The sequence below is a fragment of the Modestobacter caceresii genome (assembly GCF_000761485.1).
Classification (GTDB): domain Bacteria; phylum Actinomycetota; class Actinomycetes; order Mycobacteriales; family Geodermatophilaceae; genus Modestobacter; species Modestobacter caceresii.
Genome location: NZ_JPMX01000024.1, coordinates 55612 through 70119, shown reverse-complemented (window position 1 = coordinate 70119; position 14508 = coordinate 55612). Strand labels below are relative to the sequence as shown.

Sequence of the window (14508 nt, the reverse complement as noted above, 5' to 3'; positions counted from 1 at the left end):
AGGAGGGTGACCAGGTCGAGGTCGACGAGCCCCTCCTGGAGGTCTCCACCGACAAGGTCGACACCGAGATCCCCTCCCCTGTCGCCGGTGTGCTCACCAAGATCGTCGTGTCCGAGGACGAGACCGTGGAGGTCGGCGCCGAGCTGGCGGTCATCGGTGGCTCCGGTGGCGGTTCGGCGACGGCCGAGTCCGCGCCGAAGGCCGAGCCGAAGGCGGAGCCCGCCGCCGAGGAGCCCGCCGCCGAGGAGCCCGCCGCCGAGGAGAAGCCGGCTCCGAAGGAGGAGCCGAAGGAGAAGGCGACCCCGAAGGCGGACCAGCCGACCCCGGCCGAGGCCAACACCGACAGCGGCCAGCCCGGTGCCGACTACGGGTCGGGCGGCAGCATGCCGACCCAGTCGCCCACTGACCAGCCGTCTCCCGCCGAGGCGGTCGCACCGGCCTCGAAGCCCGCGCCCGCCCCGGCACCCGACGGCGGCGGCGCCTACGTCACCCCGCTGGTGCGCCGGCTGGCTGCCGAGCAGGGCGTCGACCTGTCCTCGGTCACCGGCACCGGCGTCGGCGGCCGGATCCGCAAGCAGGACGTGCTCGCCGCCGCCGAGGAGTCCAAGAAGCCGGCCGCCGCGCCCGCTGCCGCCTCCTCCGGCGGCGCCCGCACCCCCTCGCCGGCCGCGACCCCGGACTCCTCGCTGCGCGGCAACACGGAGAAGCTCTCCCGGCTGCGCACCGTCATCGCCAAGCGGATGCTCGAGTCGCTGCAGATCAGTGCGCAGCTCACCACCGTGGTCGAGGCGGACGTCACCCGGATCGCGAACCTGCGCAACCAGGTGAAGAACGACTTCGCCGCCCGGGAGGGCGTCAAGCTGTCGTTCCTGCCGTTCTTCGCCAAGGCCGCGGTCGAGGCCCTCAAGGCCCACCCGGTGGTCAACTCCTCGGTCGACCTCGAGGCCGGGACGGTCACCTACCACGACGCCGAGAACCTGGGCATCGCCGTGGACACCGAGCGCGGCCTGCTGGTGCCGGTGATCCGCGGTGCCGGCGACCTGAACGTGCCCGGCATCGCCCGGAAGATCGCCGACCTGGCCGAGCGGACCCGCACCAACAAGGTCACGCCGGACGAGCTGGGCGGCGGCACGTTCACGCTGACCAACACCGGCAGCCGGGGCGCGCTGTTCGACACCCCGATCATCAACCAGCCCCAGGTCGCCATCCTGGGCGTCGGCTCGGTGGTCAAGCGCCCCGTGGTGGTGCAGGACCCGGAGCTCGGCGAGGTGATCGCCGTCCGGTCGATGGTCTACCTGGCGCTGAGCTACGACCACCGGATCGTCGACGGCGCCGACGCCGCCCGGTTCCTCACCACGGTGCGGGAGCGGCTCGAGGGCGGGCAGTTCCAGGGCGACCTGGGCATCTCCTGATCCACCGATGAAGGGCCCCGGCTTCGGCCGGGGCCCTTCGTCGTCTCCTCTGGTGCACGTCCCCGTACCGACCCGAAGGAGCACTCGATGAAGGTGGCCGTCACGGGGTCCTCCGGGTTGATCGGATCTGCGCTCGTCCGGTCGCTGGTGGCCGACGGGCACGAGGTGCTGCGCCTGGTGCGCCGCACCCCGCGCACCGCGGACGAGCACCGCTGGGAGCCGGCACACCACCGTTTCCCCGACGGCCTCCTCCACGACGTGGACGCCGTGGTCAACCTCGCCGGCGTCGGGGTCGGGGACCGGCGCTGGACGGAGAAGCACAAGCAGCAGGTGCTGGCCAGCCGGGTCGACAGCACGACCACGGTGAGCCAGGCCCTCGTCGAGGCGGCCCGAGCCGTGCCCGGTCGTGACCGGGTGCTGCTCTCGGCGTCCGCCGTCGGCTGGTACGGCGACACCGGCGAACGGGTGGTCGACGAGACCGTGCCGGCCGGCGACGACTTCCTGGCCCGGGTCTGCGTCGCCTGGGAGGCAGCGACCGCGCCAGCCGTCGCCGCCGGGGTACGGGTGGCGACCCTGCGCACCGGGCTGGTGCTCGGCCACGGCGGGTTGCTGGGTCGGCTGCTCCCCCTGTTCCGCCTCGGGCTGGGCGGCAAGCTCGCCTCGGGCCAGCAGTACATGCCCTGGATCAGCCTGCAGGACGAGGTCGACGCGATCAGGTTCCTGCTCACCGCGCCGGTGTCCGGCCCGGTCAACCTCACTGCCCCCAGTCCGGCCACCAACGCGGAGTTCACCGCCGCGCTCGCCGAGGTCGTGCACCGGCCCGCCCTGTTCACCGTGCCCGGGTTCGCCCTGCGACTGGCCCTCGGCGAGTTCGCCGACGTGGGTGTGCTGGCCGGGCAGCGTGCCGTCCCCGACGTCCTGCGGTCGGCCGGGTTCCGGTTCACGCACGAGGACCTCCGAGAGGCGCTGCGGGCCGCCGTCGCCGCCCGCTGACCCCTCACCCGCCCAGCCGGGCATCGGCGATCCGCCAACCCGACGCCGTGCGCTCCACGACCATCTGCACGGGCGCCGCACCGCGGGCAGGCACCTCGGCGACCACCGCGCCGTCGGGCACGCCGGCGTGCACCACCCGGTAGGCCGGCAGCTCGTCGACCAGCTCCACGTCGAACCGGATCGGCCCGGAGGCCGTCACGTCGACGAGGCGGACCAGCCGGGGCGCGAAGCCGTCGAGCCGCTGACCCGCCGCGACCAGCTGCTCCACCTGATCGGTGTCGCGGGACAGCGAGGCGCTGCCAGGCGCGTGCACCTCCCCCAGCGCCGCCGGGTCCGGGTCGGTGAAGGCAGCGCTCCGCCGTCCGTAGAGGTCGCTGAGCACCGCAGCCCACTCGTCGTCCGCCACCGGCGTCGCCGACCGGTCGGCCGGCGATGCCTCCGCGACCTCCACGGCATCGTCCGGGGCCGTGGGTGTCGCCGCCGACGGGGGGACGCTGCTCGCCGCAGTCCGGCCCGCAGCGGGCACCGGATCACCCCCCGACCCACCCCAGCTCGCCCCGAGCCAGGTGGCACCGGCCAGTGCCGCAGCGAGGGCGGTGAGCACGAGGGCAGCCGTCGCCGTCCGCCGGAGCGCGCCGCGGACCAGGGGATGCACGCCCACCTCACTGCCTGCCCCTGCGACGGCGATCCGGTCACCGAACCGCGCCAGGAGCTGCGCCCATCGCCCCTCGGGAGCCGGCACGGCATGGGCGGCGCGGGGTCGCCGGCCCGGCACCTGGTGGGTCAGCTCGGTCCGTGGGCCCCGCCCGGTGGCCCCGAGCTCGCCGTCGGGCACGCCGGCCACCGGGAGCCGGACCGGCTCCGGCCGGCAGGAGTGCCGCAGGTCGAGGGCGAACGCCGCGGCGGACCCTCGCAGGTGCGGTTCGGCCGACAGCCCGCGGAGGACCACGCGCACCAGCTCGTCGGGCGCATCGGGGGCCAGGAGGGCGAGATCGGGCAGGTCGCCGCCGGCTGCGACCGCGAACGTGCCCGCGGGGTCGGCGGCGTTCCAGGGAGCGACCCCCGTCAGCGCGTGGAAGGCCGCCGCAGCGACACCGAAGACGTCCGACGCCGGCCCCGGCGCACCGCCGCGGGCCACCACCGGGTCGACGTACGCCGGGGTCACCTCGGCCCGCGCGACGTCGCCGACCAACCGGGCGGTGCCCAGGTCGGTGAGCACCGGGCGGCCCTCCTCCGTGAACACGACGTTGCCCGGCGACAGGTCGCCGTGCACGACGCCCCGTTCGTGGGCGTGGGCCAGTGCAGCCGCCACCGGGGCCACCGTGGTGACCACCTCTCCGGGGCGCAGCCGCCACCGCCGGGCCAGCAGGGCCGCCAGGCTGCCGCCGGCGAGCAGGTCGAGCACCAGCGCCACCTGGGCCGGGCCGTCGCGCACCTCGCGACGGACGACGTGGTGCAGCCGCACCAGGTGCGGGTGGTCGAGCTCACCGAGCAGCCCTGCCTCGCGCTCCTGCCGTTCCGGGTCGCCCCGCAACAGCACCTTGACCGCCACCGGCGGCCCGCCCGACCGTGGCCGTGCCCGCCACACCTGGCCGGAGCCACCCCGGCCCAGGAGCTCTTCGAGCACGTAGCCGGGCACGACCGGGGCCGCCGACGGGGAGGGCTGCGCAGGCATGCCGGGACGGTAGGGCCGATGGCCGGTCCCCTGCTGGGCTCGTCCACAGGCCCCTGGCCCGTCCACAGCTGCGGCGGTGGGCAGGACGGGTCATCCCGGACCGCTTAAGTTCGGACCCATGCCACCGCCGCCACGTGCCGAGGTCGTCGTGGTCGGTGCAGGGCTGGCCGGGCTCAGCGCCGCCACCCGGCTGGCGGCGGCCGGCCGCGACGTCCACCTGCTCGACGTCGCCCAGCACCCGGGCGGCCGGCTGTCGACCGCCCGGATCGACGGCTTCCTGGTCGACCGCGGCTTCCAGGTGTTCAACACCGGCTACCCCCGGGCCGCCGACCTCGACCTTCCGGCGCTCGACCTGGGCTGGTTCTGGACCGGTGCGATGGTCCGCGTGGACGGGCGCGCCCACCGGGTCGTCGACCCCCGCCAGCACCCGGGCACCGTCGTGGACACGCTGCGGGCACCGCTGGGTGGGCCGGTCCGGCAGGCTGCGCTCGCCGCCTTCTCCGCGCGGGCCGGCTACGCACCGGTGTCCCGGCTGCTGGAGGCGCGCGAACGCACCGCTGCCGAGGCCCTCCGCGCCGCGGGGCTCGGCGAGCAGGCGCTCGAGGTGTTCCTGCGGCCGTTCCTGGCCGGCGTCCTGCTGGAGGACCGCCTGGAGACCTCCAGCCACTACCTGGACCTGGTCTGGCGCAGCTTCGTCCGGGGCCGGGTCGGTCTGCCCGCCGGCGGGATGCAGGCGATCGGCGAGCAGTTCGCCGGCCGGCTGCCCGCCGACCGCGTGCACCTCGGCGTCCGCGCGACGGGGGTCGAGGGCGGGGCCGTGCACACCGACGCCGGGACCACGACCGCCGACGCCGTCGTGGTGGCGACCGACCCCGACACCGCGGCGGTCCTGCTCCCCGGGCTCGGGGCGTCGGCACCCCGGCAGGTGACCACGCACCTGCACGTGCTGCCGGAGTCGCCCTGGTCGGCTCCGCTGATCGTGCTGGGGCAGCCCGATGGGCGGCTGGTGAACAGCGCGGTGGTCTCGGACGCGCAACCGGCCTACAGCCCCGACGGCCGGGCGCTGGTCGCCAGCTCGACCCTGGCGCCGACCCGGGAGCCGGACGTCCGGGAGGAGGTGGCGCGCCTGCACGGTGTGCCCACCGCCGAGCTGACCCACCTCACCACCGTCACCGTCACCGGAGCGCAGCCGGCGGCCACTCCCCCGCTGCAACACCGTCGCCCGGTCGACCTGGGCGGTGGGCTCTTCGTCTGCGGAGACCACCGGGACACCCCGTCCATCCAGGGTGCGATGGCCAGCGGGTCCCGGACCGCGCGCGCCGTGCTCCGGTGGCTCGGGGCGCCGCCGTCCTGATCGGCGGTCAGCAGCGGCTCCGCACGTCGGCGGCATAGGCTCGGCGGCATGAGCGAGCTGGTGGTCGTCCGGGCGGGTCTGGTCCCCTACGAGCAGGCCTGGGCGCAGCAGCGCGACCTGCACGAGCAGCGCGTCGCCGGCACCGGTCCGGACACGATGCTGCTGCTCGAGCACCCGCCGGTCTACACCGCCGGCAAGCGCACCGAGCCGCACGAGCGACCGTTCGACGGCACCCCGGTCATCGACGTCGACCGCGGCGGCAAGATCACCTGGCACGGGCCCGGCCAGCTGGTCGGGTACCCGATCATCGCGCTCCCCGACCCGGTCGACGTGGTGGCCCACGTGCGCCGGCTGGAGCGCGCCCTGATGGAGGTCTGCGGCAGCTTCGGCCTGGCCACCGAACAGGTCGAGGGGCGCAGCGGCGTGTGGGTCCGGGCCGACGAGCGCGGCCCCGACCGGAAGATCGCCGCGATCGGCGTCCGGGTCGCCCGGGGCGTGACGATGCACGGGTTCGCGCTCAACTGCGACCCGGACATGGCCGCCTTCACGAACATGGTCCCGTGCGGGATCCCCGACGCCGGGGCCACCTCCCTGAGCGTCGAGCTCGACCGGGACGTGACCGTCGCCGAGGTCATCGACCCGGTCGAGGCCGCGATGCGCCGCGCGCTGACCCGCACCGCGGTGGCATGACCAGTCTCCCCACCAGCCGGTACGTCAGCCTGACCACCTTCCGGCGCACCGGCGAGGCCGTGCCCACCCCAGTCTGGGCGGCGCCGGTCGGGCCTCGTCCAGAGGCTCGCTCCGAGCGGGCGAGGAGGGAGGGGGACGAGGTCCTTTCTCTGGTGGTCTGGACCCGGGCGGACTCCGGCAAGGTGAAGCGGCTGCGGCACACCAGCCGGGTCACCGTCGCCCCCTGCGACATGCGGGGCCGGCTCGAGGGTCCGGCGGTCGACGGTCTCGCCGAGTTCCTCGAGCCGTCCGAGTGGCCCGGCGCGCGGGCTGCCCTCGCCCGGCGCTACGGCTGGCAGTGGCGGATCACCTACGGCACCTCCCGCATCGCGGCGCGGTTCACGCACCGCGGGCGGGAACGCCAGACGATGATCCGCATCACCCCCGCCGCCCGACAGTGATCAGGTCACCTGATCACTGACTGTCCTCCCCCACCAGCGTTGATGCGGTAGGACAGTTCCTGATCAGGTCACCTGATCAGCGCTGACACCCCGCGCGGCGGTCAGCCCAGGACGAAGTTGACCAGCCGGCCCGGCACCGCGACCACCCTGCGCACGGTCGCGCCGTCGAGGTAGCCGGCGATCCGCTCGTCCGCCCGGGCCGCCGCCTCCAGCGCCGCGGCGTCCGCGTCGGCCGGTACGGCCACCTGGGCCCGCACCTTGCCGTTGACCTGGACGGCGACCTGCACCGTCTCGTCGACCAGCCACTGCGGGTCGGCCACCGGGAAGGACGCCCAGGCCACGGAGTCAGAGTGCCCCAGCCGGGCCCACAGCTCCTCGGCCAGGTGCGGGGCCAGCGGCGCGACCAGCAGCACCAGCGACTCGGCGACCGAGCGCGGCACCGGCGTCCCCGGCGGGCAGGCCGAGGTCAGGTGGTTGGTCAGCTCGGTGATCCGGGCGATGGCGATGTTGAACCGCAGGGTCGTCATGCCGTCGCGCACGGCCTCGATCGCCCGGTGCAGGGCGCGCGAGGTCTCGTCGTCCGGCTCGACGTCGCCGGCGCGCACCGCGCCGGACTCCTCGTCGACCACGACCCGCCAGACCCGCTGCAGCAGCCGCTGCGAGCCGACCACGGCCTTGGTCTCCCACGGGCGGGACTGGTCCAGCGGCCCGGTCGACATCTCGTAGACCCGGAACGTGTCGGCCCCGTACTGCCCGATCATCTCGTCCGGCGTGACCATGTTCTTCAGGCTCTTGCCGATCTTCCCGTACTCCCGGCTGACCGGCTCCCCCTGGTAGAGGAACTGGCCGTCCTTCTCCACCACCTCGGCGGCGGGCACGTAGAAGCCCCGGGCGTCGGTGTAGGCGAAGGCGGAGATGTAGCCCTGGTTGACCAGCCGGCGGAACGGCTCCTCGCTGGAGACGTGACCCAGGTCGAACAGCACCTTGTGCCAGAACCGGGCGTACAGCAGGTGCAGCACCGCGTGCTCCACACCGCCGACGTACAGGTCGACGCCGCCGACGTCACCGGGCTCCCGCGGGCCCATCCAGTAGGCCTCCAGCTCCGGGTCGACGAACCGCTCGTCGTTCGCCGGGTCCAGGTAGCGCAGGTAGTACCAGCACGAGCCGGCCCAGTTGGGCATGGTGTTGGTCTCGCGGCGGTACCGGCGAGGGCCGTCGCCCAGGTCCAGGGTGACCGTCGTCCACTCGGTGGCCCGGGACAGCGGCGGCTCGGGCTGGGAGTCGGCGTCGTCGTCGGCGAACGTCTTGGGCGAGTAGTCGTCGACCTCGGGCAGCAGCACCGGCAGCATCGACTCCGGGACGGCGACCGGCAGGTCGGCGTCGTCACCGTCGACGGCGTAGACCACCGGGAACGGCTCGCCCCAGTACCGCTGCCGGCTGAACAGCCAGTCGCGCAGCTTGTAGGTCGTGGTCGCCTCGCCGACCCCCTTCGCCACCAGCCACTCGGTCACCCGGGCGATGGCGGCGGCCTTGTCCAGACCGTCCAGCGACAGGTGCTCGTTCGAGCTGTTGATCATCGGGCCGGTGCCGGTGTACGCACCGCCGTCGAAGTCGGCCGGCGGCTGCACGGTGCGGACGACGGGCAGCCCGAACTCCTGCGCGAAGTCCCAGTCCCGGGCGTCCTCGCCGGGCACCGCCATGATCGCGCCGGTGCCGTAGCCGGTGAGCACGTAGTCGGCGATGAACACCGGCAGGTCGGCCCCGGTCAGCGGGTTGCGGGCGGTGGCGCCCAGCCAGACCCCGGTCTTCTCCCGGCCCTCGGCCTGCCGGTCCAGCTCCGAGCGGCGGGAGGCCTGCCGCTGGTAGGCGGCGACGGCCTCGGCCGGGGTGGGCGCGCCGGCGGTCCACCGGGGGTCGGTGCCCTCGGGCCACTGGCCGGCGGTCAGCGTGCCGACCAGCGGGTGCTCGGGCGCCAGCACCAGGTAGGTGGCGCCGAACAGGGTGTCCGGCCGGGTGGTGAACACCTCGATGGACTCAGCCCCGGTGGCGAACCGCACCCGGGCGCCGGTCGACCGGCCGATCCAGTTGCGCTGCATCTGCTTCAGGGAGTCCGACCAGTCCAGCCGGTCCAGGTCGGTCAGCAGCCGCTCGGCGTAGGAGGTGATCCGCACCATCCACTGGGTCAGCGGACGGCGGAAAACCGGGAAGTTGCCCCGCTCGGACCTGCCGTCCGGGGTGACCTCCTCGTTGGACAGCACCGTGCCCAGCCCGGGGCACCAGTTCACCGGCGCCTGGTGCCGGTAGGCCAGCCGGTGCGCGTCGACGACCCTCCGGCGCTCCACGTCGGACAGCTCGGCCCAGTCGCGCCCCTCGGGCAGCGTGCCCGCAGCGGGCTGCCGGGTGCCGGCGTCCAGCTCGGCGACCAGCTCGGGGATCGGCCGGGCCCTGCCCCGACCGCCGTCGGCGGACTCGTCGAACCAGGCCTCGAAGATCTGCCGGAAGATCCACTGGGTCCACTTGTAGTAGCCCGGGTCGATCGTGGCGAAGGTACGGCGGGTGTCGTGGTCGACACCCAGCCGGCGCAGCTGGGCACTGATCGCGGCGATGTTGGCCTCGGTGGTGACCCGCGGGTGCTGGCCGGTCTGCACGGCGAACTGCTCGGCGGGCAGGCCGAAGGCGTCGTACCCCATCGGGTGCAGCACGTTGTGCCCGTCCATCCGCAGGAAGCGGCTGGTGACGTCGGTGCCCAGGTAGCCCAGCGGGTGCCCGACGTGCAGCCCGGCACCGGAGGGGTACGGGAACATGTCCATCAGGAAGGCCTTGGGCCGGTCGGCCACCCGGTCGAAGCCCTCGCTCAGCCGGCCGACCGGGTTGGGCGTGTGGAACGTGCCCTCGGCCTCCCAGCGGTCCTGCCAGGCGAGCTCGATCTGCTGCGCCAGCGCGGGGGTGTACCGGTGCGGCGGCACCCCGTCGGCGGTGGGCTCGGTGTGCTGGCTGGCCGTCTGGCTCATCGTCGGTGCTCCCACGGGAAGGATCTGGCGGCGGACAGAAAAAGACCCCTCACACAGGAGGGGTCGCCGTGCTGGTCTGCTCCAGGTCAGATCAGCACGGCTGGGGAAGCAGGAGTCCGCCGGTCACGGCGCCGATCCTAGCGCGCGCCACCTGGTGCCCCGGGAGAGCGAGCTGCGCCACACCCGTAGGGAGCACGGTGGGGCGCACGCTGGCCAACGACCGGTCCCGACCCGTATGTTCATGATCACCGTGGGTTTGCCCAACGACCGTTCCGGGCATCACACCTGTCCGGCGTTGAGCAGCAGCGCCGCCTGCGCACGTCCGCGCCGACAGCGCGCTCCCGGCGGGCACGAGGCCGACGACACTCCCCTGTCGTCCGGCCCGAGCCCCCGGTGGAGTTCGTCGCCGGCAGCGGGCGTCACCTGTTCGGCAGGCGGCATCCGACAGGCCGCCGCTCCCCGGGTGCAGGCAATGGGCACATCCGTGCACGCGGAGCGTTGAACGGCTGACAGGAGGACGTCGATGGAACAGCTCGCCCAGCACGGCACCGACCCCACCGGCGCCCCCACCGCCTCCGCGGCGGCCTCGCTGTCCGAGCTGACGCTCCCCCACCACGCGGCCAACGTCCGCGTGCCCACCTACGACCGGGCCGCGCTCACCCCCGCAGTCGTCCACTTCAGCGTGGGCGGGTTCCACCGGGCGCACCAGCTGGTCTACCTCGACGACCTGGCCGAGTCCGGCTGTACCGACTGGGGCGTCGTCGGCGTTGGGCTGCGCTCACCGCAGATGCGCGATGCCCTTCAGCCGCAGGACCACCTGTACACCGTGGTGGAGCGCAGCAGCGCCGGCGAGCACGCCCGCGTGATCGGCTCGCTGATCGACTACCTCTTCGCCCCGGACTCCCCGGAGGCAGTGCTGGCCGTCCTCACCGACGAGCGCACCCGGCTGGTCACCATGACCATCACCGGCAACGCCTACAGGATCGACGCCGGCACCGGCCGGTTCGTCCCCGACGCCGCGGTACACGCCGACCTCGCCGACCCGCACCATCCGCAGACCCTGTTCGGCTACATCGTCGAGGCCCTCGACGTCCGGCGGCGGGCAGGGCTGGCCCCGTTCACCGTGCTGTCCTGCGACAACATGCAGTCCAACGGCGAGGCCGCCCGCGCCGCGGTGGTGGGCTTCGCCCAGCTGCGCGACCCGGGACTGGCCGCCTGGATCGACGAGCAGGTCACCTTCCCCGGCAGCATGGTCGACCGGATCACCCCCTCCACCAGCCTCTCCGACCGGGACGAGGTCACCCGCTTGTTCGGCGTCGCCGACCGCTGGCCGGTGATCACCGAGCCGTTCTCCCAATGGGTCCTGGAGGACTCCTTCTGCAACGGCCGCCCGCCGCTGGAGCAGGTGGGCGTGCAGTTCGTCGCCGACGTCGGCCACCACGAGCTGATGAAGACCCGGCTGCTCAACGGCAGCCACTCCGCGATGGGGCACCTGGGCGAGCTGGCCGGCGTCGCGCGGGTCGACGAGTTCCTGGCCGACCCGGTGCTGGGCCGCTACGTGACCCGGCTGATGGCCCGGGAGGTCGCGCCGCTGCTGCCCTCGCCCGATGGCATCGACCTGGGCGAGTACCAGCAGAGCCTGCTGCGCCGTTTCACCGACCCGGCCATCGGTGACCGGCTGGACCGGCTGTGCCGTCGCGGCTCGTCGAAGATCCCGCTCTACGTGCTGCCCTCCCTGCTCACCGCGCGGGAGCAGGGCCGCCCCTCCCGGCTGCTCACCCTCGCCGTCGCCGGGTGGTGTCGATACCTGCAGGGCACCGACCTCGCCGGCCGCCCGCTCGCGCTGGCCGACGACCGCGCCGAGGAACTCGGTGTCCTGGCCCGCGCCGGCGGCACCGACCCGCGGCCGCTGCTCGCCGTCGACGCAGTCTTCGGAGACCTCGGCCGGGACGAGTCGTTCGTCACCGCGCTCGCCACCGCGCTGCGGCAGCTGGAGGAGCTCGGCGTCCGGGGCGCGGTGGCCTACGCGCTCGCCGAGGGCGACGCGGCCGCGGTCCCCGCACCGGCCCACTCCCCACTGTCCGGCGCCCTGCTGCCGGCATGACCACCCGTCCGACCGACCCCACGGAGGAGGCGCCCCCCATGCCCCGGCTCATCGACGCGCTCATCGAGCCACTCGAGGCGCTGCTCTGCGACGCGGACGGGAACCTCTTCCCCTCCGAGGAGCCGGCCTTCGTCGCCTCCGCCGACGTCACCAACCGGTTCCTGGCCGCGCACGGCGTCGACCGGCGGTTCACCGCCGAGGAGCTGCGCCTGGCCACCACCGGGAAGAACTTCCGGACGACGGCCGCTGAGCTGGCCGCTGCGGCCGGCGTACCCGTGACCGACCTGGACAGCTGGGTCGCCGAGGAGAAGCAGGCCGTCACCGCGCACCTCTCCCAGGTGCTGCGCCCGGATGCCGAGGTCACCGCCGCGCTGAGCGCGCTGGGCCGGCACCTCACCCTCGCCGCGGTCAGCTCCAGCGCCCTCACCCGCCTGGCCGGGTGCTTCACCGCCACCAGCCTGGACGAGCTGGTTCCCCCGGCCGGCCGCTACAGCGCCGAGGACTCCCTCCCCATCCCGACCAGCAAGCCCGACCCCGCGGTCTACCTGCACGCGTGCGCCCGGATCGGGATCTCCCCGGCCCAGGGCCTGGCCGTGGAGGACTCCGTGCCCGGTGCACTGTCCGCCGTCCGGGCCGGCTGCCCGACCGTGGGCAACCTGCGTTTCGTGGCCCCGGCCGAGCGCGCCGAGCGTGAGGCGCAGCTGTGGGACGCCGGCGTCCTCGCGGTGGTCTCCACCTGGGCCGAGCTGACCGAGCTGGTCCTCCCGGTGCTGGAGCGCCGCCCGGCGTCCCGGCCCTCCCTACTGCAGACGGGTGGTCAGCGGTGAAGGTCGTCTTCAACAGCTTCCGCGGGATGTACTCCGACAGCCCGCGCGCCCTCTTCGAGGCCCTGGTCGAGCGCGGCGACGACGTCGACGTCACCTGGCTCGCCGCTGCCGACCGGGTCGGAGACTTCCCCGCCGGCACGTCGACGGTCGAGTTCGGCACCCCTGCGGCGGTCGCCGCGCTGGAGGCCGCCGACGTCGTGGTCTCCAACGACCACATCGGCTTCGACTGGGACAAGTCCCCCGGCACGACATACCTGCAGACCTGGCACGGCACGCCGCTGAAGCGGATCCACAACGACGTGCTGTGGGCACCGGAGGGCCGGCTGGCCTACCTGGACACCGAGATCGCCCGCTGGGACGCGCTGCTGTCGCCCAACGCGGTGAGCACTCCGCGCTTCCAGAAGGCCTTCGGGTTCACCGGGCCGGTGCACGAGACCGGCTACCCGCGCAACGACGTGCTCTCCTCCCCCGACGCGGACCGACTGCGGGCACAGGTGCGGGCCGAGCTCGGCATCCCCGAGGGCGCCACGGCGGTCCTCTACACCCCGACGTGGCGCGACGACCAGGTGTTCAACGCCGCCGACGGTGGACCTCAGCACTCGTTCCCGCTCGACCTCGGCGAGTTCGCCGCCGCGCTGGGCGAGGACCACGTCCTGCTACTGCGGGTGCACCAGATGGTCTCCGACCGGCTGGACCTCGCGTCGGGGGCGCCCATCCGCGACGTGTCCAGCTACCCGGACATCCGCTTCCTCTACCTGGCCGCCGACGTCCTGGTCACCGACTACTCCTCGACGATGTTCGACTTCGCCGTCACCGGGAAGCCGATCATCAACTTCACGTACGACCTGGAGTACTTCCAGAACGAACTGCGGGGCTTCTACTTCGACCTCGCCGAGGCCGCACCGGGCCCGCTGCTCAGCAGCAGCGAGGAGGTGCTGGCCGCCATCGCCGAGCTCGGCCGGGTGCCCTGGGTCCCCACGGAGCGGTACAACCGCTTCCACGAGGCCTTCTGCTCGCTGGAGGACGGCCGCGCCACCGAGCGGGTCCTCCAGCTGTTCTTCCCGGCCGGCCCTCCCGGGCCGACGGCTGCACCCACGCACGACGGAAAGAGGAGTTGAGCATGCGGACTACTGACCCGATCCTGACCGGGGGCCGCGATCAGCGGTCGCGTCGGGCGGCTCCCGGCCGCTCCTCCGCCACCGCGCCCACCAGTCCGACGCCCACCGCTCCCCAGGTGGTCGTGCTGGCCGCCGGCATGGGAACCCGGCTGGGCCGCAAGCTGCCCAAGCCGCTCACCCCGCTGATGGACGGCCGCAGCATCATGCAGCAGCAGCTGGAGGGCATCCGCACCGTCTTCGGCGATGCCACCCCGATCACCGCGGTGGTGGGCTACCGGGCCAAGGCGGTCATGCGCGCCCAGCCCGACCTGCTGTTCGCGTTCAACCCCGACTTCGCCGTCACGAACACCTCGCAGAGCCTGCTCCGCGCGCTGCGCACCTCGCAGCCCGGCGGCGTGCTGTGGCTGAACGGCGACGTGGTGTTCGACCCGGCGGTGCTCGACCACGCCGCACCGCTGGTGCAGGCCGACGAGAGCTTCGTCTGCGTGGACACCTCCACGGTCGCCGACGAGGAGGTCAAGTACACCCTCGACGCCGACGGGTTCGTCCGGGAGCTGTCCAAGACCGTGGCCGGTGGCCTCGGCGAGGCGGTCGGCATCAACTACGTCTCGGGGGCGGACAAGGCCGCGCTCATCGAGCACCTCAGCGCCTGCGAGGCCTCGGACTACTTCGAGCGCGGCATGGAGCTGGCGATCCAGCGGGCGGGCGTCCGTTTCCGGCCGCTGGACATCTCCCGGTTCTCCGCGGTGGAGATCGACTTCGACGACGACCTGCAGCGGGCGAACACCTGGCTGGGCTCCCGGGCCGCGCTGGAGCCACTCGCCTCCGAACTGCGCTGAGGTCACCGCACTGAGGTCGCTGTGCTGAGGTCCCTGCGCCCCGTC

The 14508-nt window shown here is 73.8% G+C and carries 11 protein-coding genes; 9 read left to right on the top strand and 2 right to left on the bottom strand.

All coding sequences use genetic code 11. The features are described from left to right. Positions 1 to 1412 (top strand): 2-oxoglutarate dehydrogenase, E2 component, dihydrolipoamide succinyltransferase (sucB, locus tag IN07_RS07665; protein WP_231558045.1); only part of this gene is annotated, 1412 nt, incomplete at its 5' end. Positions 1413 to 1499: 87 nt separating this feature from the next. Continuing rightward, positions 1500 to 2405 (top strand): TIGR01777 family oxidoreductase, encoded by a 906-nt coding sequence (locus tag IN07_RS07660; protein ID WP_036334835.1) that lies wholly within the window; start codon positions 1500 to 1502, stop codon positions 2403 to 2405. A 4-nt stretch (positions 2406 to 2409) separates the two neighbouring features. Here IN07_RS07660 and IN07_RS07655 read toward each other — a convergent pair whose 3' ends face one another. Next, on the bottom strand, positions 2410 to 4080 hold the full coding sequence (locus IN07_RS07655) for a serine/threonine-protein kinase (RefSeq protein WP_036334834.1): 1671 nt from the start codon (positions 4078 to 4080) through the stop codon (positions 2410 to 2412). Between the two features lie 118 nt (positions 4081 to 4198). On the opposite strand from IN07_RS07655, the gene IN07_RS07650 reads away from it, so the two are divergent. From IN07_RS07650 to IN07_RS24365, 3 genes are read left to right on the top strand one after another with little or no spacing between them, the layout of a single operon-like run. Continuing rightward, positions 4199 to 5434, top strand: coding sequence for an NAD(P)/FAD-dependent oxidoreductase (locus tag IN07_RS07650; RefSeq protein ID WP_036334832.1), 1236 nt, complete (start codon positions 4199 to 4201; stop codon positions 5432 to 5434). A 48-nt stretch (positions 5435 to 5482) separates the two neighbouring features. Continuing rightward, entirely contained in the window at positions 5483 to 6124 is a 642-nt protein-coding gene (gene lipB, locus IN07_RS07645) for a lipoyl(octanoyl) transferase LipB (protein ID WP_036334830.1), read from the top strand. Then, positions 6121 to 6564 (top strand): PPOX class F420-dependent oxidoreductase, encoded by a 444-nt coding sequence (locus tag IN07_RS24365; protein ID WP_036334829.1) that lies wholly within the window; start codon positions 6121 to 6123, stop codon positions 6562 to 6564. The genes lipB and IN07_RS24365 overlap by 4 nt, the downstream gene beginning before the upstream one ends. Before the next feature lie 101 nt (positions 6565 to 6665). Here the strand turns inward: IN07_RS24365 and leuS are convergent, their stop codons facing one another. Beyond that, entirely contained in the window at positions 6666 to 9575 is a 2910-nt protein-coding gene (gene leuS, locus IN07_RS07635; RefSeq protein ID WP_036334827.1) for a leucine--tRNA ligase, read from the bottom strand. Positions 9576 to 10098: 523 nt separating this feature from the next. Here leuS and IN07_RS07630 point away from each other — a divergent pair. From IN07_RS07630 to IN07_RS07615, 4 genes are read left to right on the top strand one after another with little or no spacing between them, the layout of a single operon-like run. Then, on the top strand, positions 10099 to 11679 hold the full coding sequence (locus tag IN07_RS07630) for a mannitol dehydrogenase family protein (protein WP_052091012.1): 1581 nt from the start codon (positions 10099 to 10101) through the stop codon (positions 11677 to 11679). Then, positions 11676 to 12506, top strand: coding sequence for an HAD family hydrolase (locus IN07_RS07625; RefSeq protein WP_081975261.1), 831 nt, complete (start codon positions 11676 to 11678; stop codon positions 12504 to 12506). Before IN07_RS07630 ends, IN07_RS07625 begins: the two co-directional genes overlap by 4 nt. Then, complete coding sequence (locus IN07_RS07620; protein ID WP_036334821.1) at positions 12503 to 13624, top strand: CDP-glycerol--glycerophosphate glycerophosphotransferase; 1122 nt, start codon at positions 12503 to 12505, stop codon at positions 13622 to 13624. The genes IN07_RS07625 and IN07_RS07620 overlap by 4 nt, the downstream gene beginning before the upstream one ends. Before the next feature lie 2 nt (positions 13625 to 13626). Beyond that, positions 13627 to 14463, top strand: a complete 837-nt coding sequence (locus IN07_RS07615; protein ID WP_197058388.1) for a phosphocholine cytidylyltransferase family protein — start codon at positions 13627 to 13629, stop codon at positions 14461 to 14463. Positions 14464 to 14508: the final 45 nt, after the last annotated feature.